Source organism: Agarivorans sp. 2_MG-2023 (genome assembly GCF_030548085.1).
Taxonomy (GTDB): Bacteria; Pseudomonadota; Gammaproteobacteria; order Enterobacterales; family Celerinatantimonadaceae; genus Agarivorans.
Genome location: NZ_JAUORQ010000011.1, coordinates 64,937 through 86,533, shown reverse-complemented (window position 1 = coordinate 86,533; position 21,597 = coordinate 64,937). Strand labels below are relative to the sequence as shown.

The following is a 21,597-nucleotide window of genomic DNA, read 5'->3' as shown; positions in this document are numbered from 1 at the left end:
CTCTCCGCTTGGTTTCTGCCAACTAGCAAAAACTAAAATTCACCTTTAAACCAACTGTGCAATCGCTTCGCGATATTGCCAACACTACTAATGTTCTTTACTTCAATTGGTTTTTCACTTTGGTTTTCCATTCCGTAATGCAACAAACCTACTGCAGTTGAGTAAGTGGGTGCTTGTACGTATTCTGTTAGGCCAGCTACGTTATTGGCAGAACCAACCCGCACCTGGCATTGTAAAATTTTCTCGGCGCATTCAACTACGCCCTCTATTTGCGAGGCGCCACCGGTTAGCACAACCCCTGCACCTAGTTGTAACTTGGTTCCCTGCGCCTGCATATCTTCGGTTAGTTCGTCTAACTTAGATTTAATCATGCCAAACAACTCACTGTAGCGAGGTTCAATAACCTCGGCTAAGGTTTGGCGCTGCAAGCTACGAGATGGTCGCCCGCCTACACTTGGCACTTCAATGGTATCGTCACGGCTTACCATGCTACCTAGCGCACAGCCATAACGAACCTTAACCGCTTCAGCGTCATTTAATGGCGTACCAAATACCGTTGCTATATCACGGGTCACCGAGTTACCCGCAAACGGGACTACCGAGGTATGGCGCAGCGCACCGCCAGTGTATACTGCAATATCCATGGTGCCCGAGCCAATATCGACCACACACACACCTAGCTCTTTTTCATCGTCGGTGAGTACCGCATAGCTCGACGCCAACGCTGAGAAAATAAGTTGATCTACTTTAAGGTCGCAGCGCTCTACACACTTAACAATATTTTTAACCATGTCGTTATGGCAAGCAATCAAGTGTACCTTCGCCTCCATACGCACACCGGATAAACCAATCGGGTTTTTAATACCTTCTTGAAAGTCGATGGCGAACTCTTGAGGCAGTACATGCAGAATGCGATGCTCGTCAGGCAACTTTACTGACTTTGCAGTGTGAATAGCATTATCTACATCATCCTGCGTCACTTCTTCATCGCTAATGGGCACCATGCCTTTTTCATTCAAACAGCGAATATGGCGACCGGAAACGCCTAAGTAAACAGAGCTTATTTTGCAGTCGGCCATGAGTTCAGCTTCTTGCAGAGCGCGTTGCACAGTTTTGACCACAGAGTCGAGGTCATTCACTCCGCCTTTGTCCATGCCTTTAGCCGGATGACTGCCCACACCAATAATGCTCATTTCATTGCTAGGCAATACCTCACCAATTAATGCGGTGATTTTTGCACTACCAATGTCTAAGCCAACTATTAGTTTTCTATCCGTTACTTTGGTCATTTGCTACCAAACCTTCCTGTTTCTTCCATCCCACTGCAAAACCAGTGTCATAGCGTAAATCTATGTATTCCACAGCGTCTTGTTTAAGCTGAGGGTAAACCGCAACAAAACGCTCGATGCGATTAAGTTTGTCTTCTTTTCCTAGCTTGAGCACCATGCCGCCAGCTAACTCTACTTGCCAAGCGTGTCGTTCGTTTAACGCCAAGCCAACAATAATCAATTGGTGACGCTGCAATACCCGCTGCAATTGCTCAAAAGTGGTTAATACCGCTCCAGCTTGTTCATCAGGCCCGCTTAAAGTGGCTAGTTTATTCACCACCCGTTGTTGCGGTGCTTCAAATATTTGTCCTTGCTTATTGAGCAAAGCTGCATTGTTCCAACGAGCCACCACTTGCTGCTCTCGTAAGGCAATTGATAACTTATCTGGCCATTGCTTACGCACTGTAACTTGCTTTACCCAAGGCAATAGCTCTAATTGCTGCTTCACCTCAGACACATTTAAACTGAAAAAATTACCCGCTTCAGGTAACGCCGCTAAGCTTTCTTGTAATTCGTTGTCCAATACATAATCGCGTTTTCCTGATACCAGTAAACGGTTCATTGGGCTTAGCTGCTTATCGCTTACGCTGTTATAAACTGAGTACACCCCATAAGCTAAACTCAGCAGCACCAGAACAAAAAAGACAACACCAGCCCAATAGTCGGTTTGTTGCTTTTGCTGGTCGCTTAGCGTCATCATTAATGCGCCAAATCCAAAATACTAACCACTAACTGGTCAAAATTAATGCCTGTTTGCTTTGCCGCCATAGGCACTAAACTTTTCTCTGTCATACCTGGAGAAGTGTTCACCTCTAACAAGTACCAATTACCTTGTTGGTCAGCCATAAAGTCTACTCGTCCCCAACCCTCGCAATCTACCGACTTAAAGGCTTGCATGGCAATATTTGCCAGCTCTTGTTCTGCTTGCTCGTCTAAGCCACTTGGGCAGAAATACTCAGTAGAGTTACTTTGGTACTTAGCGTTGTAGTCATAAAATGTGTGAGGCGTTTGCATTCTTATAGAAGGCAATACCTTATCTCCCACAATCGATACCGTGTATTCTGCGCCCGTGATCCATTGTTCAACCAAAACCCGCGAATCAAACTCAAACGCATTGGTAATCGCTTCTTCTAGCTGCTCTACCGTTTCTGCTTTGGCCATGCCAATGCTTGAACCCTCTAGCGCTGGCTTAACCATTACTACACCAGATAAACGCTCTAAAATGCCGGCAGCATCTGCCGCTTGATAACCTTGTTTATCTACAATCGCGTAATCGGCGGTAGGCAAACCAATATTTTGCCAAATTTGCTTACAGCGAATTTTATCCATCGCTAGCGCTGATCCCAATACTCGGCTGCCAGTGTAAGGCAACCCCAAGTACTCCAAAGCTCCTTGCAACGTACCGTCTTCGCCACCGCGACCATGTAAGGCAATAAACACATGGCTGTACTTGCGCTGCTTTAGAATATTTAGATCAAACCCTTTAGTGTCTATACCTTCAGCTTGAATCCCAGCTCTTAACAAACCAGCCAACACCGCATTGCCAGATTTTAGCGATACTTCTCGTTCGGCAGAGTCTCCGCCAAATAACACCGCTACACGATTCATACGTAAACTGGCCATTAACTGTTACTGCCTTTTAATTTATCGATACTCAGTTTTAACTCACCCAACTCGCGCGCTAATACACCAATATTTCCCGCACCTTGGGTTAACACCACGTCACCATCTTCAATCACATCGGCGAGCAAGGCGTTTAACTCGCTAGGTTGTTTAACGTAAATCGGCTCTAAACCACGTTGGCGTAAGCTTCGACACAAGGCTCGACTATCGGCACCAGCAATTACATCTTCACCCGCCGAGTAAACTTCAAGTAACAATAAGCTGTCTACTTGGGCCAATACATCAACAAAATCTTCGTAAAGATCACGCGTTCGGCTGTAACGATGAGGCTGAAATGCCATCACCAAGCGGCGCTCTGGCCAGGCCGCACGTGCCGCTTTTACTGTGGCCAACACTTCGGTTGGGTGGTGGCCATAATCATCGACTAACAACGCGGAGCCATTTCCTGTAGCAAACTCGCCGTATTGCTGGAAACGACGACCAATACCGGCAAAGCTATTTAACGCTTCAACAATCGCGCTATCTTCGATGCCATCTTCGGTAGCTACTGCAATCGCTGCTGCAGCATTTAAAGCGTTATGTTCGCCTGGCATGTTCAAGGCTATGCTTAACTGCTCGTGACCAACGCGATTTACCGTGAACGAACAACGGTCTCCCTGCTGAGCAAAGTTCTCAATCCGAACATCAGCGTTATCTGAAAAACCGTAAGTGATAATTTGACGACCGATTTGCGGCAACAAAGTTTGTACACCTTCGTCATCGATACACATCACCGCTACACCGTAAAATGGTAGGTTGTGCAAAAAATCGATAAACGTGGCGTGCAACTGCGCTTCGTCTCCACCATAGGTTTCCATATGGTCTGGTTCAACATTGGTCACTACCGCGACCATGGGCTGAAGATGCAGAAAAGAAGCGTCACTTTCGTCAGCTTCTGCAATTAGGTAACGACTTTTGCCTAAGCGCGCATTAGTACCCGCACTGTTTAACAAACCGCCAATAACAAAGGTAGGGTCACGTTCTGCTTGACCATAAATACTGGCGATTAAACTGGTGGTTGTGGTTTTACCATGAGTACCGGCCACGGCAACACCATGACGGTAACGCATCAGTTCAGCCAACATTTCGGCGCGACGCACTACAGGAATACGCGCCGCCCGAGCTGCCTGTACTTCGGGGTTATCTTCACGAATAGCGGTAGAAACCACCACTACGTTAGCGCCCTGAATATTGCCTTCGTCGTGGTTGAAAAAAACTTCAGCTCCAACCGATTGCAAGCGCTCAGTCATCGCGCTAGCGGCTTGGTCAGAGCCAGATATTTGGTAGCCTTCATTAGCCAATACTTCTGCAATGCCGCCCATACCGGCGCCACCAATCCCTACGAAGTGAATTCGCTTCACTTTTCGCATCTCTGGAATCATGGTTCGTAACTTGGCTAATTCAACTTTACTCATCTAACTACTCTTTGTTAACGCTTGGCACACTGCGGCTACTTTTTCAGTGGCATTCACAGAGGCCTGCTGTCGAGCATTACGTGCGCAAGCTAAGCGCAATGCTGGGTCAGCAAATTCATGTAATAACGCCGCAATATTTTGCGGCAAAAAATCGCTTTGTTTTAATAAACGTGCGGCATTAGCTTTTACCAAAAATTGTGCATTCTTGGTTTGATGATCATCAACGGCATAAGGCAGAGGTACAAATAGTGCTGGAATACCCGCTGCGGCCACCTCTGACACCGTTAGCGCGCCAGCGCGACAGAGTATCACATCAGCCCACTGGTAAGCTGCAGCCATATCATCAATAAATTCAACTATTTTAGGTGCATCACTCAAATTTTCATCAAGTCCTTGGCACTGATAGGCATCAACCGCACTTGCCTGCTTATCTTTACCAGCTTGGTGCCAAATATTTAGGTCTAAACCACTGTGTTTTATACCCGCCGCAAGCTTCTCGTTAAACACTTGAGCACCTAAACTGCCACCGATAACCAAAAGATTATAATCAGTTCGGTCGGCCAGTTCTTTTTCTGGCAAAGTTATTACCGAGTGGCGAACCGGATTACCCACAACGTCTGCATTTGGCAGCGCATCAGGAAAAGCCATTAATGATTTTTTGGCAATTTTCGCCAACATTTTATTGGTTAAACCTGCTGCCGCATTTTGCTCATGCAATACCAAAGGTTTGCCCATTAGCCATGCAGCAATGCCTCCTGGGCCACTAGCAAAACCGCCCATTCCCAACACTACGTCGGGCTGAAAGCGCTTAATCACTGCTCGCGCTTGCCTAACAGCATTAAGTAGCTTAAATGGTGCAGCAAGTTTGCGAAGTAAGCCGTTACCACGCACGCCTTTGATGCTAATAAAATCGATCGGATAACCATGTTTAGGCACCAGTTGAGCTTCCATTCGCTCAGCAGTACCTAACCAAGAGATTTCCCAACCTTGCTCTTTTAAGTAATCAGCCACCGCTAGCCCAGGGAACACATGCCCGCCAGTGCCACCAGCCATAACTAACAGCTTTTTCTGAGTAGTATCAACCATGAGCATCCCTCGTATAGGCCTGGCATTTTGCCAAACGGAGTTCGTGGTCGATTCTTAATAAAATAGCTACCGCAATAGACATCGCTAATAAACTAGAGCCACCATAACTAATCAATGGCAAAGTAAGACCTTTAGTGGGCACTAACCCAGATGCCGCCCCAACATTCACCATGGTTTGGAAGCTAAACCAAATACCAATACCGCAGGCCAAATAGCCTGCAAACGCTTGTTCCGCCAATAACGCGCGTTTACCAATGATCATGGCGCGTGACACCAACAATATTTGCAATAACAACACCGCGCATACGCCAATAAAACCGAGCTCTTCGGCTAATACCGCAATAACAAAATCCGTATGTGCCTCGGGCAAATATTCTAACTTTTGAATAGAGTTACCTAAACCCTCACCCAGCCAATCACCACGGCCAAAAGCCATCAACGATTGGGTTAATTGATAACCACTTCCAAAGGGGTCTTGCCATGGGTCTAAAAACGAAGATACACGGCGCATTCGGTAGGGTTCGGCAATCACCAAGGTCACTACCGCAACAATGCCTGTGAACATCAAACCAAAGAATTGAACCAGTTTTGCACCTGCTAAAAACAACATGCCAACGGTGGTAACAAACATCACAATCACACTACCAAGATCAGGCTGAGCCAGCAGCAGTACCGCTAAGAAGAAAAACACCACAAGTGGCTTTAAGAAACCTTTTAAGTTTTCGCGCACTTGCTCATGGCGACGCACTAAATAGCCAGCCAAATAGGTAAACAACGCCAACTTAGCGAACTCTGCCGGTTGAATATTAATTGGCCCTAAGCCAATCCAGCGGCTACTGCCGTTAATGTTACGGCCAATAATCAAAACTAAAACTAAGGCCACTCCAGCAAGCAACAACAACTTAGCGTTATGCGACTGCCACCAAGCAATAGGGATTTGCACCACCACTGCAACCGCAGCCAAACAAAGCACCAAATAAATGCCATGGCGTTTAGCAAAACGAAATGGGTCGTCATTTAAGGCAATACCTTCTGGTATTGACGATGAAGCCACCATGACCAAGCCTGTCACCATTAGGCACAAAGCCAACCAAAGTAACTGGCGGTCAAACAACAGCGGCTCTTGAGCGTCTTTAGTCTCTGGGTTCAATCTCAGCCAAAGGCTGCTAAACCAAGCTTGAGGTTTTGCCACTATATTCATAATGCCTCCACCAGTTCGCAGAAGTGCTGACCGCGCATTTCAAAGTTCTTATACATATCTAAACTGGCGCAGGCTGGCGACAACAACACAATATCACCAGCTTGAGCTTGCTCGGCACACCACGCAAAAGCTTCGTTGAGATCATTTTTTAATTGAATGCTATGTTCGAGTTCTTGGAAACGGTGCTTGTCTTTACCAAAGGCCACTATTCCAGCTAACTTTGCAAAAGCAGGCGCTAACTCAGCTAACTCACCACCTTTACTATCGCCACCAGCAATCAACCATAAATTAGCCTTCCCGGTGCTCAGGCCGTGAAGCGCTGCCAAGGTAGCGCCTACATTGGTAGCTTTTGAATCGTTAATCCACGCAATATCGTTTTTACGTGACACTAATTGGCAGCGATGGGCCAAGCCAGTGAACTGCTTAGCAGCCTCTACACAAGCGCCTAACTCTAGACCTACCGCCTCTGCCAATGTTAAAGCAGCCAAAATATTAGCGTAGTTATGGGTGCCTACCAAGGGCAGTTCATTGGTATGAACTAAAACCTCGTCACCGCGCATTAACTGTTGCTTATCAACACTTAAGCAATAATCTGCAATTTGGTTCACCGAAAAGCTTAGCGTTGGATGAGAGCCGGTAATCGGCGTAGATTGCGCATCATCCAAATTAACAACCGCCCATTCGGCACCCTTGTAAATTTTTTGTTTTGCCGCGGTGTAATCCGCCAAACCTTGGTAGCGATCCATATGGTCTTCGCTAACATTTAACAAAGTCGCCGCTTTCGCAGTTAAGCTAGTGGTGGTTTCCAATTGGAAGCTAGATAACTCCAGCACATACAGCTCAACTTCATCGGCTAACAAGTCCAGAGCTGGCACTCCAATATTGCCACCAACAGCAACCTTCATCCCAGCCTGCTTAGCCATATCGCCCACTAAACTGGTTACCGTGCTTTTGCCGTTAGATCCGGTTATCGCGACAATCGGTGCCGCGACATAGTGGCAAAACAGCTCTACATCGCCAATCAGCTCAATTCCCGCCTTAGCTAAGGTCTGTAGCTCGGGCGTAGCCAAAGCAATTCCAGGGCTAACAATAACAACATCGCAATCAAGTAGCTTAGCCAGTGGTAACTCACCGCATACTACCTCTAAGTGTTCAGGAAGCTGAGCAAGGCCAGGCGGTTGTTTGCGGGTGTCACATACCAACGGTGATACGGCATGCTTGAGTAAAAAGCGCACGCTACTAAGGCCGCTGGCGCCAAGGCCAACAACTGCGTAACGTTTATCTAGCTGCAATCTACTCACTGTATTCACTCGTTCCTAACTCTATCTAACTTTTAATGTTGCCAAGCCAATCAAAACTAAAATCAGCGATATAATCCAAAAGCGCACAATCACTCGTGGTTCCGGCCAGCCTTTAAGCTCATAATGGTGATGAATAGGCGCCATACGAAAAATTCGCTGTCCGCGTAACTTGTAAGACCCCACTTGCAAAATCACCGACACAGTTTCCATGACAAAAACCCCGCCCATAATCACTAGCAATAATTCTTGGCGAACCAACACGGCTACTGCACCTAGTGCAGCACCAATGGCTAATGAACCTACATCGCCCATAAATACCTGCGCAGGATAGGTATTGAACCAAAGAAATGCCAAGCCAGCGCCCACCATGGCCATACACACGATAACTAGCTCACTAGACTCAGGAATGTATGGAATGAACAAATAGCTAGAAAAGTTAACGTTACCGGTTAAATAAGCAATTAGCGCAAAGGCCGATGCCACCATTACGCTCGGCATAATGGCTAAGCCGTCTAAACCATCGGTTAAATTTACCGCGTTGCTGCTACCCACAATTACCAAATAAGTCAGCGGAATAAACAGCCAACCCAATTGAGGCATTATGTCTTTAATAAACGGCAGCACCAGCTGAGTTTGCGCTGCTGAGTCAGCGCTCCAGAACAAATACACAGCAACAATAAGCGCAACCACCGATTGCCAAAAATACTTCCAGCGGGCAATTAATCCTGCAGGATCTTTACGTATAACTTTGCGGTAATCATCAACAAAACCAATGGCACCGTAACTACCAAAAACAAACAACATAACCCATACATAAGGGTTATCTAAACGTGCCCACAGTAAGGTAGATAAAAATACTGAAGCAATGATCAATACACCGCCCATCGTCGGCGTGCCTGACTTGCTTAAATGCGACTCAGGACCGTCGTTACGGACTGTTTGGCCAATTTGTAGTAGTTGTAAACGACGAATCAGTTTTGGCCCCATCCACAAACCAAATACCAAAGCCGTTAACGCACTAACAATGGCGCGAAAAGTTAAGTAACCAAATAGCGAAAATCCACTAAAGTATTGCTGCAGATATTCCGCCAACCAAACTAACATTCCAAACCCTTCTTATAATATTGCTGTAACTGTTTAACGACATTTTCCATGTGGGTCGAACGCGACCCTTTCACCAGAACAAGCGAGGCTTTACCGGCTTGCTCCTCTAAGCTTTTAATCAACTGCTTAACTAGCGTGTCATGGCTGTCAAAACCTAGTGAGGACTGACCAATTTCAGCCAGCACCTCGTCAAAAGACGCGCCATAAGAATACAAGCTGATGTTGCTGTCAAGCGCTCTGCTCACTAAGTCTTTATGCACCTGTTTAGTTTGCTGCCCCATCTCTCCCATAGCACCAGCAATAAGGAAGCGCTTGCCTTCAAAACTTGCCAGAATGTCCACCGCAGCATTAAATGATGCTGGGTTTGCGTTGTAGCTATCGTCGATCAAATTGATAGACGCACTCAACGATTGAAGGTTCACCCTGCCAGGCACTTTCTCAAGCGAGGCCAAGCCTTGTTGAACGTGCTGCAAATTAGCCCCCATAGCCATAGCTAACGCCGCAGCAGCAACAGCGTTTTTAACATTATGCTCACCGGCTAAATTTATTTGAACATCAACCTGCCCTAGAGGGGTATGTAAACTAAATCGACTGCCTGTTAAGCCAATCGAATTGATGTTGCTGGCAAAAAAATCGGCTTGTTTATTGTCCAAAGCAAAATGCTGCACGGCAGCTGGGCTTGCGGCTTTATCAAGATAAGCTTGATATTCAGAACCTAGCTCACAAATAGCGATTTGCTCAGCGGTTAAGTCCAAAAACAATTCTGATTTTGCTTTTAGCACGCCATGTTGGTCGCCAAAGCCTTCGATGTGAGCGTCAGAAACGTTGTTGATCAATGCAGCTTGAGGCTTAACTAAGTTAACGGTGTAGGCGATTTCACCAATATGGTTTGCCCCCAATTCCAAAACACCCACTTGATGCTGAGGCTCTGCACGCAATAAAGACAGCGGAACACCGATGTCATTGTTAAAATTGCCTTGAGTGGCTAGCACTTGTTTTGACTGAGTCAAAATAGCACTGCACATTTCTTTTACTGTTGTTTTACCGTTACTGCCGGTAATCGCACAGCACGCTAGGCCTAGTTTCTCACGTAAGTAACTGCCTACTTGCCCTAAAGCAATACGGCAATCCGCCACCACTAATTGAGGCACATTTAGCGCTAGCTTACGCTCTACAATTAAGGCTATAGCGCCTTGTTCAAGCGCTTTATCGGCAAATTCATGGGCATCAAATCGCTCCCCTACTAGGGCAATAAATAACCCCTTAGGCATTGCTTGGCGAGTATCAGTACTCACCTGCTCAATGGTTAAGTCTTCGCCATGTAGCTGGGCATTTAACGGGGCTTGTAATTCAGCAAGCGTTAATGGAATCATCCTGATGCTCCCACTAACTGCTCCACTAACGCACGCTCATCATAATCTCGTACTTCTGCACCAATAACCTGATAGCTCTCATGGCCTTTACCGGCCACCAAAATAATGTCTTTCGCGCCACTTTGTTCAATCGCTTGAGCAATAGCAGCCGAGCGTTCATGAATTACCGTTACTTGCTCCGTATGCTGAAAGCCCAACAGAATGTCTTCTACGATTGCGTTAGCATCTTCAAATCGCGGGTTATCGTCGGTCACTATCACCTGATCCGCTTTTTGCTCTGCAATGGCCGCCATTAGTGGCCTCTTACCCTTGTCACGATCACCACCACAGCCAAAAATACAAATAAGCTTGCCATGACAATGCTGACGCAGCGCGCTTAGCGCTTTATCTAGGGCATCAGGTGTATGTGCATAATCCACGACCACAGAACACTTACCCGTAAACAATTCCATTCTTCCGGGCACTGCATTTAGCGTTGGAAGCGACCCAATAATATCGGCTAATTCAAGGCCAATATGCTGCAAACAAGCTATCGCCGCTAATAAGTTGTCGGCATTAAACCGCCCTAATAGCGGGCTTTGAAAATGCACTTTTTCATGGCTGGCATCTGGGCTGAGTAAATAGCCACTCGCCCCTAGTTCACTGAACTGTAAATCACCAATTTGCCAAGCGGCTCGGCTATCTTCCAGAGACAAGGCTTGAGCGCTTGGATAATGCTGTAATAACTGCTTACCAAAGCCATCATCGGCATTGATTAAGCGACACTCTAAACTTGGCCAATCAAACAAAGCTTGCTTGGCGCGGCCATATTCCGCCATGCTGCCGTGATAATCTAAATGGTCACGGCTTAAATTTGTAAAAATAGCTACCTTGAAAGGCACACTCGCCACACGTTGTTGTACTAAACCGTGAGAAGAAATCTCCATCGCTACTAACTTGAATCCCTGTTGGTGCATCTCTGCTAGCTGGCGTTGAATTGTAATTGCATCAGCAGTGGTATTCTCGCTAGCGATCAACTGCCCGGGCTTACCATTACCTAAAGTACCGGTTACAGCTGCAGGTACTCCATTTAAGTTGGCTAAATTAGCAATTAAATGAGTAACCGTGCTTTTGCCGTTTGTGCCAGTTACCCCAACCAGTGTTAGAGGGTTACCATCAGGGAAATAGGCCGACGAAGCCAATTGTGACAACTGACGATTTAAACGCCAAAATTGAATGCAAGGCACTTTATTTAGCCACGAGATATGGCCATGATCCTTTTCATCATCGGCGTCGATAATGACCGCCACAGCACCCGCATAAATGGCTGCTTCAATATAATTTCTACCGTCTACTTGATGGCCTTTTACCGCCACGAAGATGTCACCAGAGGTAATCTCTCGGCTGTTAAGCGAGAGATGTTTAAAACTAATGTCGGGTGCAACCGTAATGGCAAATCGGGCTAACAGGGCAGATAAATCAGGTGTTGCCATTGCTGCCTCCGTTTAGCTGTACAACTTTGCTGTTGTTGTCGTCAGGGGCTACATTTAAATACTGCAATCCACCCTGCATCACTTTTGAAAACACCGGTGCAGCAACATCGCCACCATAATAACGATCATTTTTCGGCTCATTAACAAATACAGCAATGGCCAGCTTGGGGTTACTCACGGGGGCTACACCAGCAAAAATAGCAACGTAGTCATCACCATAGCCACCACGCACCGCTTTACGGCTTGTGCCAGTTTTACCCGCAACACGATAGCCAGGTACGGCAGCTTTTTGCCCAGTACCGCCATCTTGAATCACCGACTCCATCATCTCCAATACGGCTTGAGCCTTATTTTGCTCAAACACCCGCTCTCCGGTAGCCGCTTGTTGTAACTTAATAATTGACGTTGGGCGGAATACGCCGCCAGAGCCCATGGTTGCATAGGCTTGTGCTAACTGTAACGGCGTGACCATCAAGCCATAACCAAAGGATAAAGTAGCTAACTCGAAATCTGACCAGCGGCGACGCTGCGGCATTTGGCCGCCAGACTCACCCACTAAACCTAGGCCTGAGTCGTTACCAAATCCCACGTCATAGAAAGTATCTAACATACCTTCTACGCCCACTTTAAGAGCTAATTGACTCGTGGCAACGTTGCTGGATTTTTGAATAACCTTGGTGAGGCTGATTTCTCCGTAGTTCCGTGAGTCTCGTACACGTCTGCCGCCAATCTGCATCCAACCAGGATTAGTATTGATCATGCTGGTCGCGCCAATGTGGTCACGTTCTAAAGCCGCAATAACCGATAGCGGTTTTACTGTTGAACCAGGCTCGTAACTATCGGTAATCGCGCGATTGCGATAACGATAACTTTGAAATTCGTTTCGGTTATTAGGATTAAACGACGGGCTGTTAGCCATCGCTAACACTTCGCCGGTATCAATGTCTAACACCACCACACTGCCCGACGTAGCTTGAGTATCTGCTACCGCTTTTTTGAGCTCACGATAGGCGATGGCTTGAATTCGTTGGTCGATACTTAGAGCGATGTTTTGAGCTTGTTTCGCTTGATGAATGACCGCTAAATCTTCAACCACTCGGCCAAGGCGATCTTTACGTACTTTACGCTTGCCCGGCTCACCCGTTAACCAGTCATCGTAGCTACGTTCAATGCCTTCTAAGCCATTATCGTCAATATTGGTAAAGCCAACAAGGTGAGCACTCACTTCACCGGTAGGGTAAAAACGACGGGACTCAGGCTTTAAGTAGACACCTTTAATTTTTAGTTTTTCTACGTACCCTGCCACTGCTGCACTGACTTGGCGTTGCAGATATACAAAGCGACGCTTCGGGTTACTAACCCGTTGCTGCAGGCTATCTACATCGGTATCAAGTACTTTGGCAAGAGCAACCCAGGCTTCTTTGTTTTCAAAACTATGTTGATCAGCAACATGCTTAGGATCGGCCCACACCGCTCGCACCGGTACACTAACAGCCAGTTCGTTGCCTAAACGGTCGGTAATTACGCCACGTTCAGCGTAACCCGTCTTGGTTCGAATAGAACGTAAATCGCCTTGCTCAATTAACATATCAGGCGCAATTACTTGGATATAGGCAGCGCGACTAACCAGAGCGGTAAACACCAGGCAAACTACTGCCATCACTAGCACAAAGCGCCAATGAATAAACAGTCCATGTTTGTTTGCTTTACTGTTCATTACTGCCTTATTACCACTTGATCTTTAATTTTAGGTCGATGCATATCCAAGCGTTTCTTGGCGATGCTCTCAATGCGGCTGTGCTCAGCCAAGGCATTCTGTTCAATTAATAGGTGTCGCCACTCTACATTTAACTCGTCACGGCTCATCATCAACAACTCACGTTGCTCCACAAACATACGAGTATGGTGAGTGGCCCATACCACGCAAAAAGCCGATACTACGGCGGCAATTAACAACAAAAATTGCTGTTTGTTACGCCACAGGTCTTTTAACATTGCCCGTAACAAATTGGGCTGGCGATTAAGCTCGCTCATTACAATCGTCTAGCTACTCGCAATACTGAACTGCGCGAACGCGGGTTCACTTCTATTTCGGCGGCGCTAGGCTTGATAGCACGACTCACCGCTTTTAAGTAACGGCCACTAGCCAGTTGCTCTTCGGTTAATGGCAAACCTCTTGGATATTGCTCACCCTTTTCTTGCTTGCGAATAAAGCGTTTTACCATTCTGTCTTCTAAAGAATGGAAGCTAATTACCGCTAGTCGTCCATCAGTCGCAAGGCTATTCATTGCGCCCAATAAAGCTGTGTCAATTTCATCCAACTCACTATTTATATAGATGCGTATAGCCTGAAAGCTACGGGTAGCAGGATGTTTAAATTTGTCTTTAACTGGGCAGGCTTCATCAATAATCTTGGCTAACTGCAAGGTACCGGTGAGCTCGGTTTCCGCTCTAGCATTCACAATGCCGTGAGCAATACGTTTACCAAACTTTTCTTCGCCAAAGGTTTTTATAACCCAAGCAATGTCTTCTTCGGCCGCGTGAGTTAACCACTGTGCAGCCGTTTGGCCTTGCGAAGTATCCATGCGCATATCTAATGGGCCATCACGTAAAAAGCTAAAGCCACGCTCTGCATCATCTAACTGCGGTGAAGACACACCAAGATCGAGTAATACGCCGTCTATTTTTTTGGCTAAACCTAGCTCAGTAATGTATTTTTCTATCCCCGAGAATGGCCCATGAACAATTTGAAAGCGCGGGTCGTTAGCAAATTGCTTGGCCGCTTCAATAGCACGAGGATCACGGTCGATAGCAATGAGTCGGCCGTTTGGGCCTAATTGCTGCAAAATAGCGCGACTATGTCCACCTCTACCAAAGGTGCCATCTACATAAATACCATCTTCTTTAATGGCTAAACCGTCGATACATTCCTGCAGCAGTACCGAGGTATGGGCAAATTCAGTACTCATGCTAAAGTGAAAAATCCTTTAGGTTATCGGTTAACATATCAACGTCCTCTTCTAGGGCAATGTCTGCAGCAATTTGTTGCTGCCATTGCTCGTCTGACCATAACTCAAACTTATTGAGTTGCCCGACTAGCATAATTTTTTTCTCCAAGCTGGCATGTTGGCGCAGCGGAGGCGGAATGAGCAAGCGGCCGTTTTTATCCATTTCACAATCATCGGCATAGCCCAATAGCAAACGCTGCAAGCGGCGCTCGGCAGGATTCATGCTAGAAAGGCGTTTAAGTTTGCGCTCTATTTCTTCCCATTCGGCTAATGGATAAAGCAATAAACAACGATGATTAATGTCGATGGTGCACACCATTTGCCCGTGGCACTCGTCCATCAACCACTCGCGATAACGGGTCGGCATTGTAAGCCGTCCTTTCGCGTCTAGATTGATTGAGCTGGCACCACGTAACATCAGTGTTAATTCCCCATTTATCCCTAACTAAATTCAGTTGTTGGTCAAATAGATCCACTTAGATCCACTTTATCCCACAATTCACTAAGTTTAAGGACGAGTCTCCCCCTTTGCAAGCGACCTTGAGCAAGAAAATGAACAAATTTCCACCAGCTTTAAATAAGAAAAGGCTAAAGACTTGATATACAAAGCAGCAAGGCAGATTTACTGTAAAAAATAATTCAAATTAAATGTCGTTTTTTTGTTTAAAGACAAACAGTGAAGGCTGAGTTAACAGAGATTCGCTCGCAGTTTTTGATGATAAAAACAGAAAAGCCCTGTTGGCATAGCAACAGGGCTTTAAAATTAGAGGGAGTTGGCCGATAAGCCGGGTTTTGTCGTGAACAACCATTCGTCTAGGCCGTTAATTGCTTAACGGCTCAAGCAGCCTACCCGCCCCCAACGCGGGTCGCGCCTTAAGGGGGCCTATTTGGCCTTGCTCCGGGTGGAGTTTACCTCGCCGCAATCTGTTACCAGATGCGCGGTGCGCTCTTACCGCACCCTTTCAGCCTTACCTGTACTCACGAATGAGCCATCGGCGGTCTTCTCTCTGCTGCACTTGTCGTGGGCTCGCGCCCCCCAGGCGTTACCTGGCACCCTACCCTATAGAGCCCGGACTTTCCTCCCCTTCGCCCGTCTGCCACTCTCGAAAGAGCACACAACGACGAAGCAGCGGTTGTCTAGCCAACTCCGGTGGCGGACTATAGCAAACTATAAGCAGCAAGAATAGCGCTTATTCTGCTTGTTTTAAGCCATATTCATAGAGCGCGTTTTTCTTCAATCCGTAGATTTTAGCGGTAAGCGCGGCCGCCTTTTTTAAAGGCAATTCGGTTTGCAATAATTTAAGCGTATCTAAAGCGTCTACCGGTAATTGAACACTGTTTTTTTGGTGCCCCGACACCACCAACACTATTTCACCTTTCTGTTGATTGGCATCCGCCTTTACCCACGCTAATAGCTCAGCGGCCGGTAACGACTTTATCGTTTCAAAGGTTTTAGTGATTTCGCGCGCCATCACAACCTGACGCTCATCCCCTAAACACAAAACTATATCCGCCAAGCTATCAACGATACGGTGAGGTGACTCGTAATACACAACCGTACGCGTTTCTTGGCGTAACTCGTTAAGTCGCTCTTGGCGCGCTTTAGTTTTAGCAGGTAGAAAGCCTTCATATAGAAAGCGGTCAGTAGGCAAACCCGCTACCGATAAGGCCGCTATCGCCGCACATGCGCCCGGTAATGGCACTACTGGGTAACCTTTCGCTCGAAAAGCATTGACCAAATGATAACCAGGGTCATTAATCAGTGGCGTGCCAGCGTCAGACACTAAAGCAATGTCTTTACCCTCCAACAGGTTTTGCTCTAACCAAGCAATTTTTTGCTGTTCGTTATGGTCGTGCACGGCAACACACCGAGTACCAATTTCGTAGTGGGACAATAAACGACCGGTATTGCGAGTGTCTTCTGCGGCAATCATCGATACGTTTTTTAGCACCTCGATAGCACGTAATGTAATATCAGCCAAATTGCCGATGGGAGTTGCCACAATATATAAGGTGCCGATAGCTGACATAAACTAACCTCTGGTAAAAACGGCCTCTACTTTAATCAAAAGCGTCACTTGCCTCAATCTTTCGCCACTTCGATTGTAGATTATTTAGCGTTAGGCTCTTAATATATGCACTAACTAATCAATACTAGTGGTATGAACCTTGAAACATAACCTGATTTCAGCGCTACGTTATATCAGTTTAAGCCTTGTGCTTATACTCGCGGCCTGTACAAGTGGCCCAACCAAGCCACCCGTTGTTGCCATTGAATTACCGTCAATTGCACTTGCGCCAGAACATAACGCAGAATTTTACTTGGATCAGGCCAGCATCGCGCCGGTTGAACAAAGCTTTGACTGGGAGTTGCTTGCGGCTAAAGCCTACTACCAGCAAGGTATGTATCAAGCAGGTGATGCGGTAACCACATCACTCAGTAAACAAGCCGCCACGCCCAAGCAAGCAGCAGGTTTACGAATCGTGCAAGCCTATGCCCAACAGCAGCAAGGCAATTACACAAAAGCGCTGGGCATATTAGATTTTGATCCTCTTTGGCAACTGCCTGATGATTACTGGTTTGCTTATTACCTGAGCCGTGGTGATATCTACCAACAACAAAACAACCCACTAGCCGCAGCAGGCGCGTATATTGAGCTAGACCGCTACTTAGCAGAAGAGTCTCGCGAAGGTAATCACCAAAACATTTGGCAACAACTTAAACCACTAACAGCATTTACCCTGCGCAGCTTTCAGCAGCCTGGTAACGAGCTAAGAAACGGCTGGTTAGAAATTGTAGCGATTAGTAATGAACCCAAGCAGTCTCCAGAAAAGTTGATAGCTACTCTACAAAATTGGAAAACTGATTACCCAGAGCACCCAGCTCTAGACTATGTCGGCGGTGATTTGGCAAAAGCATTAAGCATTAGTCCTTACGCCCCTAAAAAAATCGCCGTGTTGTTGCCATTAACCGGTAAGTATCAAAGCAACGCTTTAGCGGTAAAAGACGGCCTAGTATCGGCTTTCTTAGATCAACAAAGCGAGTTTTATAGTGATGCCGAGTTGGTATTTTACGACACTCAAGCCCAGGCTATGGAAACGCTATATCCACAATTGGAGCTAGACCAAATAGACTTTATTGTTGGGCCATTGCTTAAATCGCAGCTACGTAGCTTGGTAAATCTTGCCCCGAGCATGCCAGTGTTTGCACTTAACGATATTCAAGCAACCGAAAATGACGCTCAATTCTTCTTCCCGCTGTCTCCAGAAGACGAAGCTAAACAAGCCGCGCAATTTATGGCTCAGCGAGAAGAACAAAACCCACTTATTCTAGCGCCACAAAGTAGCTTGGGCACTCGCATGGGAGAAGCCTTTAGTGAAGAGTGGAAACTGCACTCAAGTTCGCCGGTAGATGTTGTTTTTTACGCAAACCGCAACGATTTACAGCGTGCGGTACGTAAGCTGTTACACACTGATACCAGCCAACAACGCATTAGTCAGTTTAAACAAATTGTTGGCCAAGATATTGAAGCCGAAGTACGTTCTCGCAGTGATGCAAATTCGCTGTACTTAGTCGGTACCAATACTGAAACCAAACTGATAAAGGCCTTTATTGATGTTACCGTAAGCCCCTTTGCTGTTAGCCCACGTTTATATGCAAGCTCGCGCAGCTACGATAAAAATGATGAGACCAGCGAGAATGAGTTAGACGGTATTTACATTAGTGAGATGCCTTGGATACTTGAACAACAGTCGGTGAACTCGATTCGCCACCAACAGCTATGGCCGAGTTCATCAGACTCGCAAAAACGCCTGTATGGCCTAGGTTACGATGCTTACAGCTTAATTAACCAATTGGCGCAGATGCGGGGTTACTCTGAGTACCAGTTTAAAGGCTTAACTGGAAATCTAAGCGTTGACCAACAAGGTTTAGTCGTACGCCAGCTAACGTGGACACAGTATAAAAATGGCCAATTGGTTCCCTTGGAAATTCAAGCTGACACGATTCAAGAAAGCAACATTCAAGAAAGTCCAGTTGAATAAAGGCCAAGCCGCCGAACAACAAGCGGCTGACTACCTAAAACAACAAGGGCTAACGCTGGTCGAGCAGAACTATCATTGCCGACGAGGCGAAATAGATTTAATTTGTAAGCAGGCTGACACCTGGGTATTTGTTGAAGTTAAATACCGAAAAAGCCGTGATTTTGGCGGTGCAGTAGCAGCAGTTGATCAGCATAAAATACGCCGAATATTGCTAAGTGCGCAACACTACTTACAACAACAAAATTTAAACCAATTTGATACTGCCATGCGTTTTGACGTAGTGGCCATTCAGGAACAAGCACCGCACTTGGAATGGTTCCAAAACGCCTTTGGGGAATGAGATGCAAGAACGAATAAAAGAAATCTTTAGAGAAAGCATTCAGACAAAGATAGCCGCAGCCGAGGCCCTGCCTGATGCTATTGAAAAGGCCACTATTATTATTGCGCAAGCTCTACTTAATGGTAATAAGTTGCTGATTGCTGGAAATGGCTCGGCTGCAGCACTGGCTCAACAGTTCTCGGCCAACTTAGTCAACCGTTTTGATACCGAACGCCCAAGCTTACCGGCATTAGCCTTAAGTACCGACAGCTCAGTGTTGTCGGCTATCGCTAACGATTACTCTTTTGATGAAATATTTGCCAAGCAAATTCGCGCTCTAGGGCAACAAGGCGACATTTTGGTGGCCATTTCCGATTCAGGCAACTGTCGTAATGTGATTAAAGCCATGGAAGCGGCGGTGAATCGCGACATGAGTATTATTGGCCTCACTGGTAAAGATGGCGGAGAAATGGCAGGTTTACTTAGCGAGCAAGATGTAGAGATTAGGGTACCAGGCGAGCAAAGTGTTCGAATCAACGAAGTACACTTACTGGCCCTAAATAGTTTATGTGATTTGGTCGACCGTACGTTGTTTCCCCAACAAGAGGATTAGAGGATGTTACGTTTAGTCAGCATTATCGTTTTAGCTGGGCTGCTTCAAGCTTGTGCTGGAGCGGTAGTAGTAGGAGCAGGGGTTGCAGCAGGCGCAGCCACCGATAGACGCACAATTGGCACGCAGTTTGACGATCAAGGGATTGAGCTACAAGCATTAAATGCCTTAGGTCAATCAGATGAGATTTGGCGTAACAGTAAACTTTCTGTTGTGGCCTTAAATGGTCGAACGTTAATTGTTGGGCAAACACCAAGCGAAGAAAACTTTAACCAAATTACCCAAATTGTAAAAGAGGTTGAAGGAGTTCAGCAGGTACTGAATGAAGTTCGTATCAAGCCCCCCGTCTCACTGGGTGTACGCAGTAACGATTCGTGGATCACCACCAAAGTGAAGTTTAAGATATACGAAGACAGTAAGCTTCCGCCAGGAAAAATCAAAGTAATCACAGAAGATAGCGAAGTGTTTTTGATTGGTGTTGTTACTGCTCAAGAAGAGAGCCTAGCCATTGATATTGCCAGACATGAAACAGGTGTAAGCAAAGTCATTAAGGTATTTGAGTTAGTAGACGAAAGCTAAACGCTCAAATTAAGACATAAAAAAAGCGCCAATTGGCGCTTTTTTTATTTAACGATCGTTAGCGTAGGTTTCTTTGGTGGTTCTTCTACCACCTCAGTCTGTACATCGCTTTCAAGCTCTTCTACTGGCTCGTAAGCAGCTTCAGGCTCAAATACCGTACCAGCGCCATTCTCGCGAGCGTAAATGGCTACAACCGCGGCCATGGGCACATACACTTGAAAAGGCTTACCGCCAAACCGCGCACTAAAGCCAACATGCTCCAAATCCATACTGAATACACCTACCGCAGAGGGGGCAATATTCAATACTATCTGTCCGTCATTAACAAACTGACTGGGAACCGTTACGTTGTTTTGCGTTGCGTCTACCACCAAATGCGGTGTCAATTCGTTATCTAACAACCAGTCAAAAAAAGCCTTAAGTAAATAAGGCCTATTTGGCGTCATCTCACTAGTCATTAACCTAAGAACCCATCGCGAATTTCGCGTTCAGAATCAGTTAATGATGCTTGGAAAGATTCTCGGTCGAATACACGAATCATGTAAGACTTAATCTCTTTCGAGCCATTACCGACTAGTTCAATACCTAAAGTAGGTAAACGCCACAATAGCGGTGCTAGGTAGCAATCTACTAAACTGAATTCTTCACTCATGAAGTAAGGCATTTCAGCAAATACAGGCGCGATACCAATTAAACTCTCGGTTAATTGTTTGCGAGCCGCATCGGCGTTTTCACCTTTCTCAATTTGCGCAACTAAGGTGTACCAGTCATTCTTGATACGGTGCATCATTAAACGACTTGAACCACGAGATACAGGGTAAACCGGCATAAGTGGCGGATGAGGAAAACGCTCGTCTAAATATTCCATAATGATCTGAGATTGGTATAACACCAATTCACGATCAACCAAGGTAGGAACAGAGCTGTACGGATTCAAATCAATCAAATCTTCCGGCAAGTTATCCGGGTCAACCTGATTAATTTCTACGCTGACGCCTTTCTCAGCCAATACGATACGTACCTGATGACTATATAAGTCGTTAGCACCAGAGTATAGCGTCATTACCGAACGCTTGTTGGCAGCTACAGCCATTG

At 46.2% G+C, this 21,597-nt stretch carries 21 protein-coding genes and 1 other RNA gene; 4 read left to right on the top strand and 18 right to left on the bottom strand.

Annotation, left to right across the window (positions count from 1 at the left end):
• Positions 1-32 precede the first annotated feature (32 nt).
• The 16 genes from ftsA to rsmI all read right to left on the bottom strand — a co-directional run bounded on the left by ftsA (position 33) and on the right by rsmI (position 16,980).
• Positions 33-1,289 carry a cell division protein FtsA gene (ftsA, locus tag Q4549_RS16480; protein WP_137673684.1) on the bottom strand — a complete coding sequence of 419 codons (1,257 nt, stop codon included), beginning with the start codon at positions 1,287-1,289 and terminating at the stop codon, positions 33-35.
• Positions 1,270-2,028, bottom strand: a complete 759-nt coding sequence (locus Q4549_RS16475) for a cell division protein FtsQ/DivIB (protein ID WP_303553450.1) — start codon at positions 2,026-2,028, stop codon at positions 1,270-1,272. Before Q4549_RS16475 ends, ftsA begins: the two co-directional genes overlap by 20 nt.
• Positions 2,028-2,951: a D-alanine--D-alanine ligase gene (locus Q4549_RS16470; RefSeq protein ID WP_303553449.1), complete on the bottom strand. Its 924-nt coding sequence runs from the start codon at positions 2,949-2,951 to the stop codon at positions 2,028-2,030. Before Q4549_RS16470 ends, Q4549_RS16475 begins: the two co-directional genes overlap by 1 nt.
• Positions 2,951-4,405, bottom strand: a complete 1,455-nt coding sequence (gene murC / locus Q4549_RS16465; protein ID WP_137673681.1) for a UDP-N-acetylmuramate--L-alanine ligase — start codon at positions 4,403-4,405, stop codon at positions 2,951-2,953. The genes Q4549_RS16470 and murC overlap by 1 nt, the downstream gene beginning before the upstream one ends.
• Positions 4,406-5,491: an undecaprenyldiphospho-muramoylpentapeptide beta-N-acetylglucosaminyltransferase gene (gene murG, locus Q4549_RS16460; RefSeq protein WP_303553448.1), complete on the bottom strand. Its 1,086-nt coding sequence runs from the start codon at positions 5,489-5,491 to the stop codon at positions 4,406-4,408. It lies immediately after the preceding gene.
• The gene (gene ftsW, locus Q4549_RS16455; RefSeq protein ID WP_303553447.1) at positions 5,484-6,692 is read right to left on the bottom strand and encodes a cell division protein FtsW; all 1,209 of its coding nucleotides are present in this window, start codon (positions 6,690-6,692) and stop codon (positions 5,484-5,486) included. The genes murG and ftsW overlap by 8 nt, the downstream gene beginning before the upstream one ends.
• Entirely contained in the window at positions 6,689-7,993 is a 1,305-nt protein-coding gene (gene murD, locus Q4549_RS16450) for a UDP-N-acetylmuramoyl-L-alanine--D-glutamate ligase (RefSeq protein ID WP_303553446.1), read from the bottom strand. Before murD ends, ftsW begins: the two co-directional genes overlap by 4 nt.
• Positions 7,994-8,014: 21 nt before the next feature.
• Positions 8,015-9,097, bottom strand: a complete 1,083-nt coding sequence (gene mraY, locus Q4549_RS16445; protein ID WP_137673678.1) for a phospho-N-acetylmuramoyl-pentapeptide-transferase — start codon at positions 9,095-9,097, stop codon at positions 8,015-8,017.
• Positions 9,091-10,470, bottom strand: coding sequence for a UDP-N-acetylmuramoyl-tripeptide--D-alanyl-D-alanine ligase (gene murF / locus Q4549_RS16440; protein ID WP_303553445.1), 1,380 nt, complete (start codon positions 10,468-10,470; stop codon positions 9,091-9,093). Before murF ends, mraY begins: the two co-directional genes overlap by 7 nt.
• Positions 10,467-11,942, bottom strand: a complete 1,476-nt coding sequence (gene murE / locus Q4549_RS16435) for a UDP-N-acetylmuramoyl-L-alanyl-D-glutamate--2,6-diaminopimelate ligase (RefSeq protein ID WP_303553444.1) — start codon at positions 11,940-11,942, stop codon at positions 10,467-10,469. The genes murF and murE overlap by 4 nt, the downstream gene beginning before the upstream one ends.
• Positions 11,929-13,659 carry a penicillin-binding transpeptidase domain-containing protein gene (locus Q4549_RS16430; protein ID WP_137673675.1) on the bottom strand — a complete coding sequence of 577 codons (1,731 nt, stop codon included), beginning with the start codon at positions 13,657-13,659 and terminating at the stop codon, positions 11,929-11,931. Before Q4549_RS16430 ends, murE begins: the two co-directional genes overlap by 14 nt.
• The gene (gene ftsL / locus Q4549_RS16425; protein ID WP_137673674.1) at positions 13,659-13,976 is read right to left on the bottom strand and encodes a cell division protein FtsL; all 318 of its coding nucleotides are present in this window, start codon (positions 13,974-13,976) and stop codon (positions 13,659-13,661) included. Before ftsL ends, Q4549_RS16430 begins: the two co-directional genes overlap by 1 nt.
• Entirely contained in the window at positions 13,976-14,911 is a 936-nt protein-coding gene (rsmH, locus tag Q4549_RS16420; protein ID WP_303513902.1) for a 16S rRNA (cytosine(1402)-N(4))-methyltransferase RsmH, read from the bottom strand. Before rsmH ends, ftsL begins: the two co-directional genes overlap by 1 nt.
• Before the next feature lies 1 nt (position 14,912).
• On the bottom strand, positions 14,913-15,368 hold the full coding sequence (gene mraZ / locus Q4549_RS16415) for a division/cell wall cluster transcriptional repressor MraZ (RefSeq protein WP_137673672.1): 456 nt from the start codon (positions 15,366-15,368) through the stop codon (positions 14,913-14,915).
• A 347-nt stretch (positions 15,369-15,715) separates the two neighbouring features.
• An RNA gene (rnpB, locus tag Q4549_RS16410) (RNase P RNA component class A) lies at positions 15,716-16,099 on the bottom strand.
• A gap of 41 nt (positions 16,100-16,140) precedes the next feature.
• Entirely contained in the window at positions 16,141-16,980 is an 840-nt protein-coding gene (rsmI, locus tag Q4549_RS16405; RefSeq protein WP_303553443.1) for a 16S rRNA (cytidine(1402)-2'-O)-methyltransferase, read from the bottom strand.
• Positions 16,981-17,119: 139 nt separating this feature from the next.
• Between rsmI and Q4549_RS16400 the strand changes: the two genes are divergently transcribed.
• The 4 genes from Q4549_RS16400 to dolP are packed head-to-tail and all read left to right on the top strand — an operon-like array spanning position 17,120 to position 20,502.
• Positions 17,120-18,994, top strand: a complete 1,875-nt coding sequence (locus Q4549_RS16400; RefSeq protein WP_303553442.1) for a penicillin-binding protein activator — start codon at positions 17,120-17,122, stop codon at positions 18,992-18,994.
• Entirely contained in the window at positions 18,987-19,334 is a 348-nt protein-coding gene (locus tag Q4549_RS16395) for a YraN family protein (RefSeq protein ID WP_303553441.1), read from the top strand. The genes Q4549_RS16400 and Q4549_RS16395 overlap by 8 nt, the downstream gene beginning before the upstream one ends.
• Before the next feature lies 1 nt (position 19,335).
• Positions 19,336-19,926 carry an SIS domain-containing protein gene (locus Q4549_RS16390; RefSeq protein ID WP_303553440.1) on the top strand — a complete coding sequence of 197 codons (591 nt, stop codon included), beginning with the start codon at positions 19,336-19,338 and terminating at the stop codon, positions 19,924-19,926.
• A 3-nt stretch (positions 19,927-19,929) separates the two neighbouring features.
• Positions 19,930-20,502, top strand: a complete 573-nt coding sequence (dolP, locus tag Q4549_RS16385; protein ID WP_303513911.1) for a division/outer membrane stress-associated lipid-binding lipoprotein — start codon at positions 19,930-19,932, stop codon at positions 20,500-20,502.
• Positions 20,503-20,546: 44 nt separating this feature from the next.
• On the opposite strand, the gene Q4549_RS16380 is transcribed toward dolP, so the two are convergent.
• Both Q4549_RS16380 and sspA read right to left on the bottom strand, forming a co-directional pair.
• On the bottom strand, positions 20,547-20,948 hold the full coding sequence (locus Q4549_RS16380) for a ClpXP protease specificity-enhancing factor (protein ID WP_303553494.1): 402 nt from the start codon (positions 20,946-20,948) through the stop codon (positions 20,547-20,549).
• Positions 20,949-20,959: 11 nt separating this feature from the next.
• Entirely contained in the window at positions 20,960-21,595 is a 636-nt protein-coding gene (sspA, locus tag Q4549_RS16375) for a stringent starvation protein SspA (RefSeq protein ID WP_303553439.1), read from the bottom strand.
• Between the last annotated feature and the right edge of the window lie 2 nt (positions 21,596-21,597).

What these genes read in the sequence shown, in the direction of transcription:
- rsmH (WP_303513902.1), bottom strand. Translation starts at nt 14,911, where the DNA reads ATGAGTACTGAATTTGCCCATACCTCGGTACTGCTGCAGGAATGTATC.
- Q4549_RS16470 (WP_303553449.1), bottom strand. Translation starts at nt 2,951, where the DNA reads ATGGCCAGTTTACGTATGAATCGTGTAGCGGTGTTATTTGGCGGAGAC.
- Q4549_RS16430 (WP_137673675.1), bottom strand. Translation starts at nt 13,659, where the DNA reads ATGAACAGTAAAGCAAACAAACATGGACTGTTTATTCATTGGCGCTTT.
- Q4549_RS16380 (WP_303553494.1), bottom strand. Translation starts at nt 20,948, where the DNA reads ATGACGCCAAATAGGCCTTATTTACTTAAGGCTTTTTTTGACTGGTTG.
- ftsW (WP_303553447.1), bottom strand. Translation starts at nt 6,692, where the DNA reads ATGAATATAGTGGCAAAACCTCAAGCTTGGTTTAGCAGCCTTTGGCTG.
- murG (WP_303553448.1), bottom strand. Translation starts at nt 5,491, where the DNA reads ATGGTTGATACTACTCAGAAAAAGCTGTTAGTTATGGCTGGTGGCACT.
- Q4549_RS16475 (WP_303553450.1), bottom strand. Translation starts at nt 2,028, where the DNA reads ATGATGACGCTAAGCGACCAGCAAAAGCAACAAACCGACTATTGGGCT.
- mraZ (WP_137673672.1), bottom strand. Translation starts at nt 15,368, where the DNA reads ATGTTACGTGGTGCCAGCTCAATCAATCTAGACGCGAAAGGACGGCTT.
- murC (WP_137673681.1), bottom strand. Translation starts at nt 4,405, where the DNA reads ATGAGTAAAGTTGAATTAGCCAAGTTACGAACCATGATTCCAGAGATG.
- dolP (WP_303513911.1), top strand. Translation starts at nt 19,930, where the DNA reads ATGTTACGTTTAGTCAGCATTATCGTTTTAGCTGGGCTGCTTCAAGCT.
- ftsA (WP_137673684.1), bottom strand. Translation starts at nt 1,289, where the DNA reads ATGACCAAAGTAACGGATAGAAAACTAATAGTTGGCTTAGACATTGGT.
- mraY (WP_137673678.1), bottom strand. Translation starts at nt 9,097, where the DNA reads ATGTTAGTTTGGTTGGCGGAATATCTGCAGCAATACTTTAGTGGATTT.
- sspA (WP_303553439.1), bottom strand. Translation starts at nt 21,595, where the DNA reads ATGGCTGTAGCTGCCAACAAGCGTTCGGTAATGACGCTATACTCTGGT.
- murF (WP_303553445.1), bottom strand. Translation starts at nt 10,470, where the DNA reads ATGATTCCATTAACGCTTGCTGAATTACAAGCCCCGTTAAATGCCCAG.
- rsmI (WP_303553443.1), bottom strand. Translation starts at nt 16,980, where the DNA reads ATGTCAGCTATCGGCACCTTATATATTGTGGCAACTCCCATCGGCAAT.
- murE (WP_303553444.1), bottom strand. Translation starts at nt 11,942, where the DNA reads ATGGCAACACCTGATTTATCTGCCCTGTTAGCCCGATTTGCCATTACG.
- Q4549_RS16390 (WP_303553440.1), top strand. Translation starts at nt 19,336, where the DNA reads ATGCAAGAACGAATAAAAGAAATCTTTAGAGAAAGCATTCAGACAAAG.
- ftsL (WP_137673674.1), bottom strand. Translation starts at nt 13,976, where the DNA reads ATGAGCGAGCTTAATCGCCAGCCCAATTTGTTACGGGCAATGTTAAAA.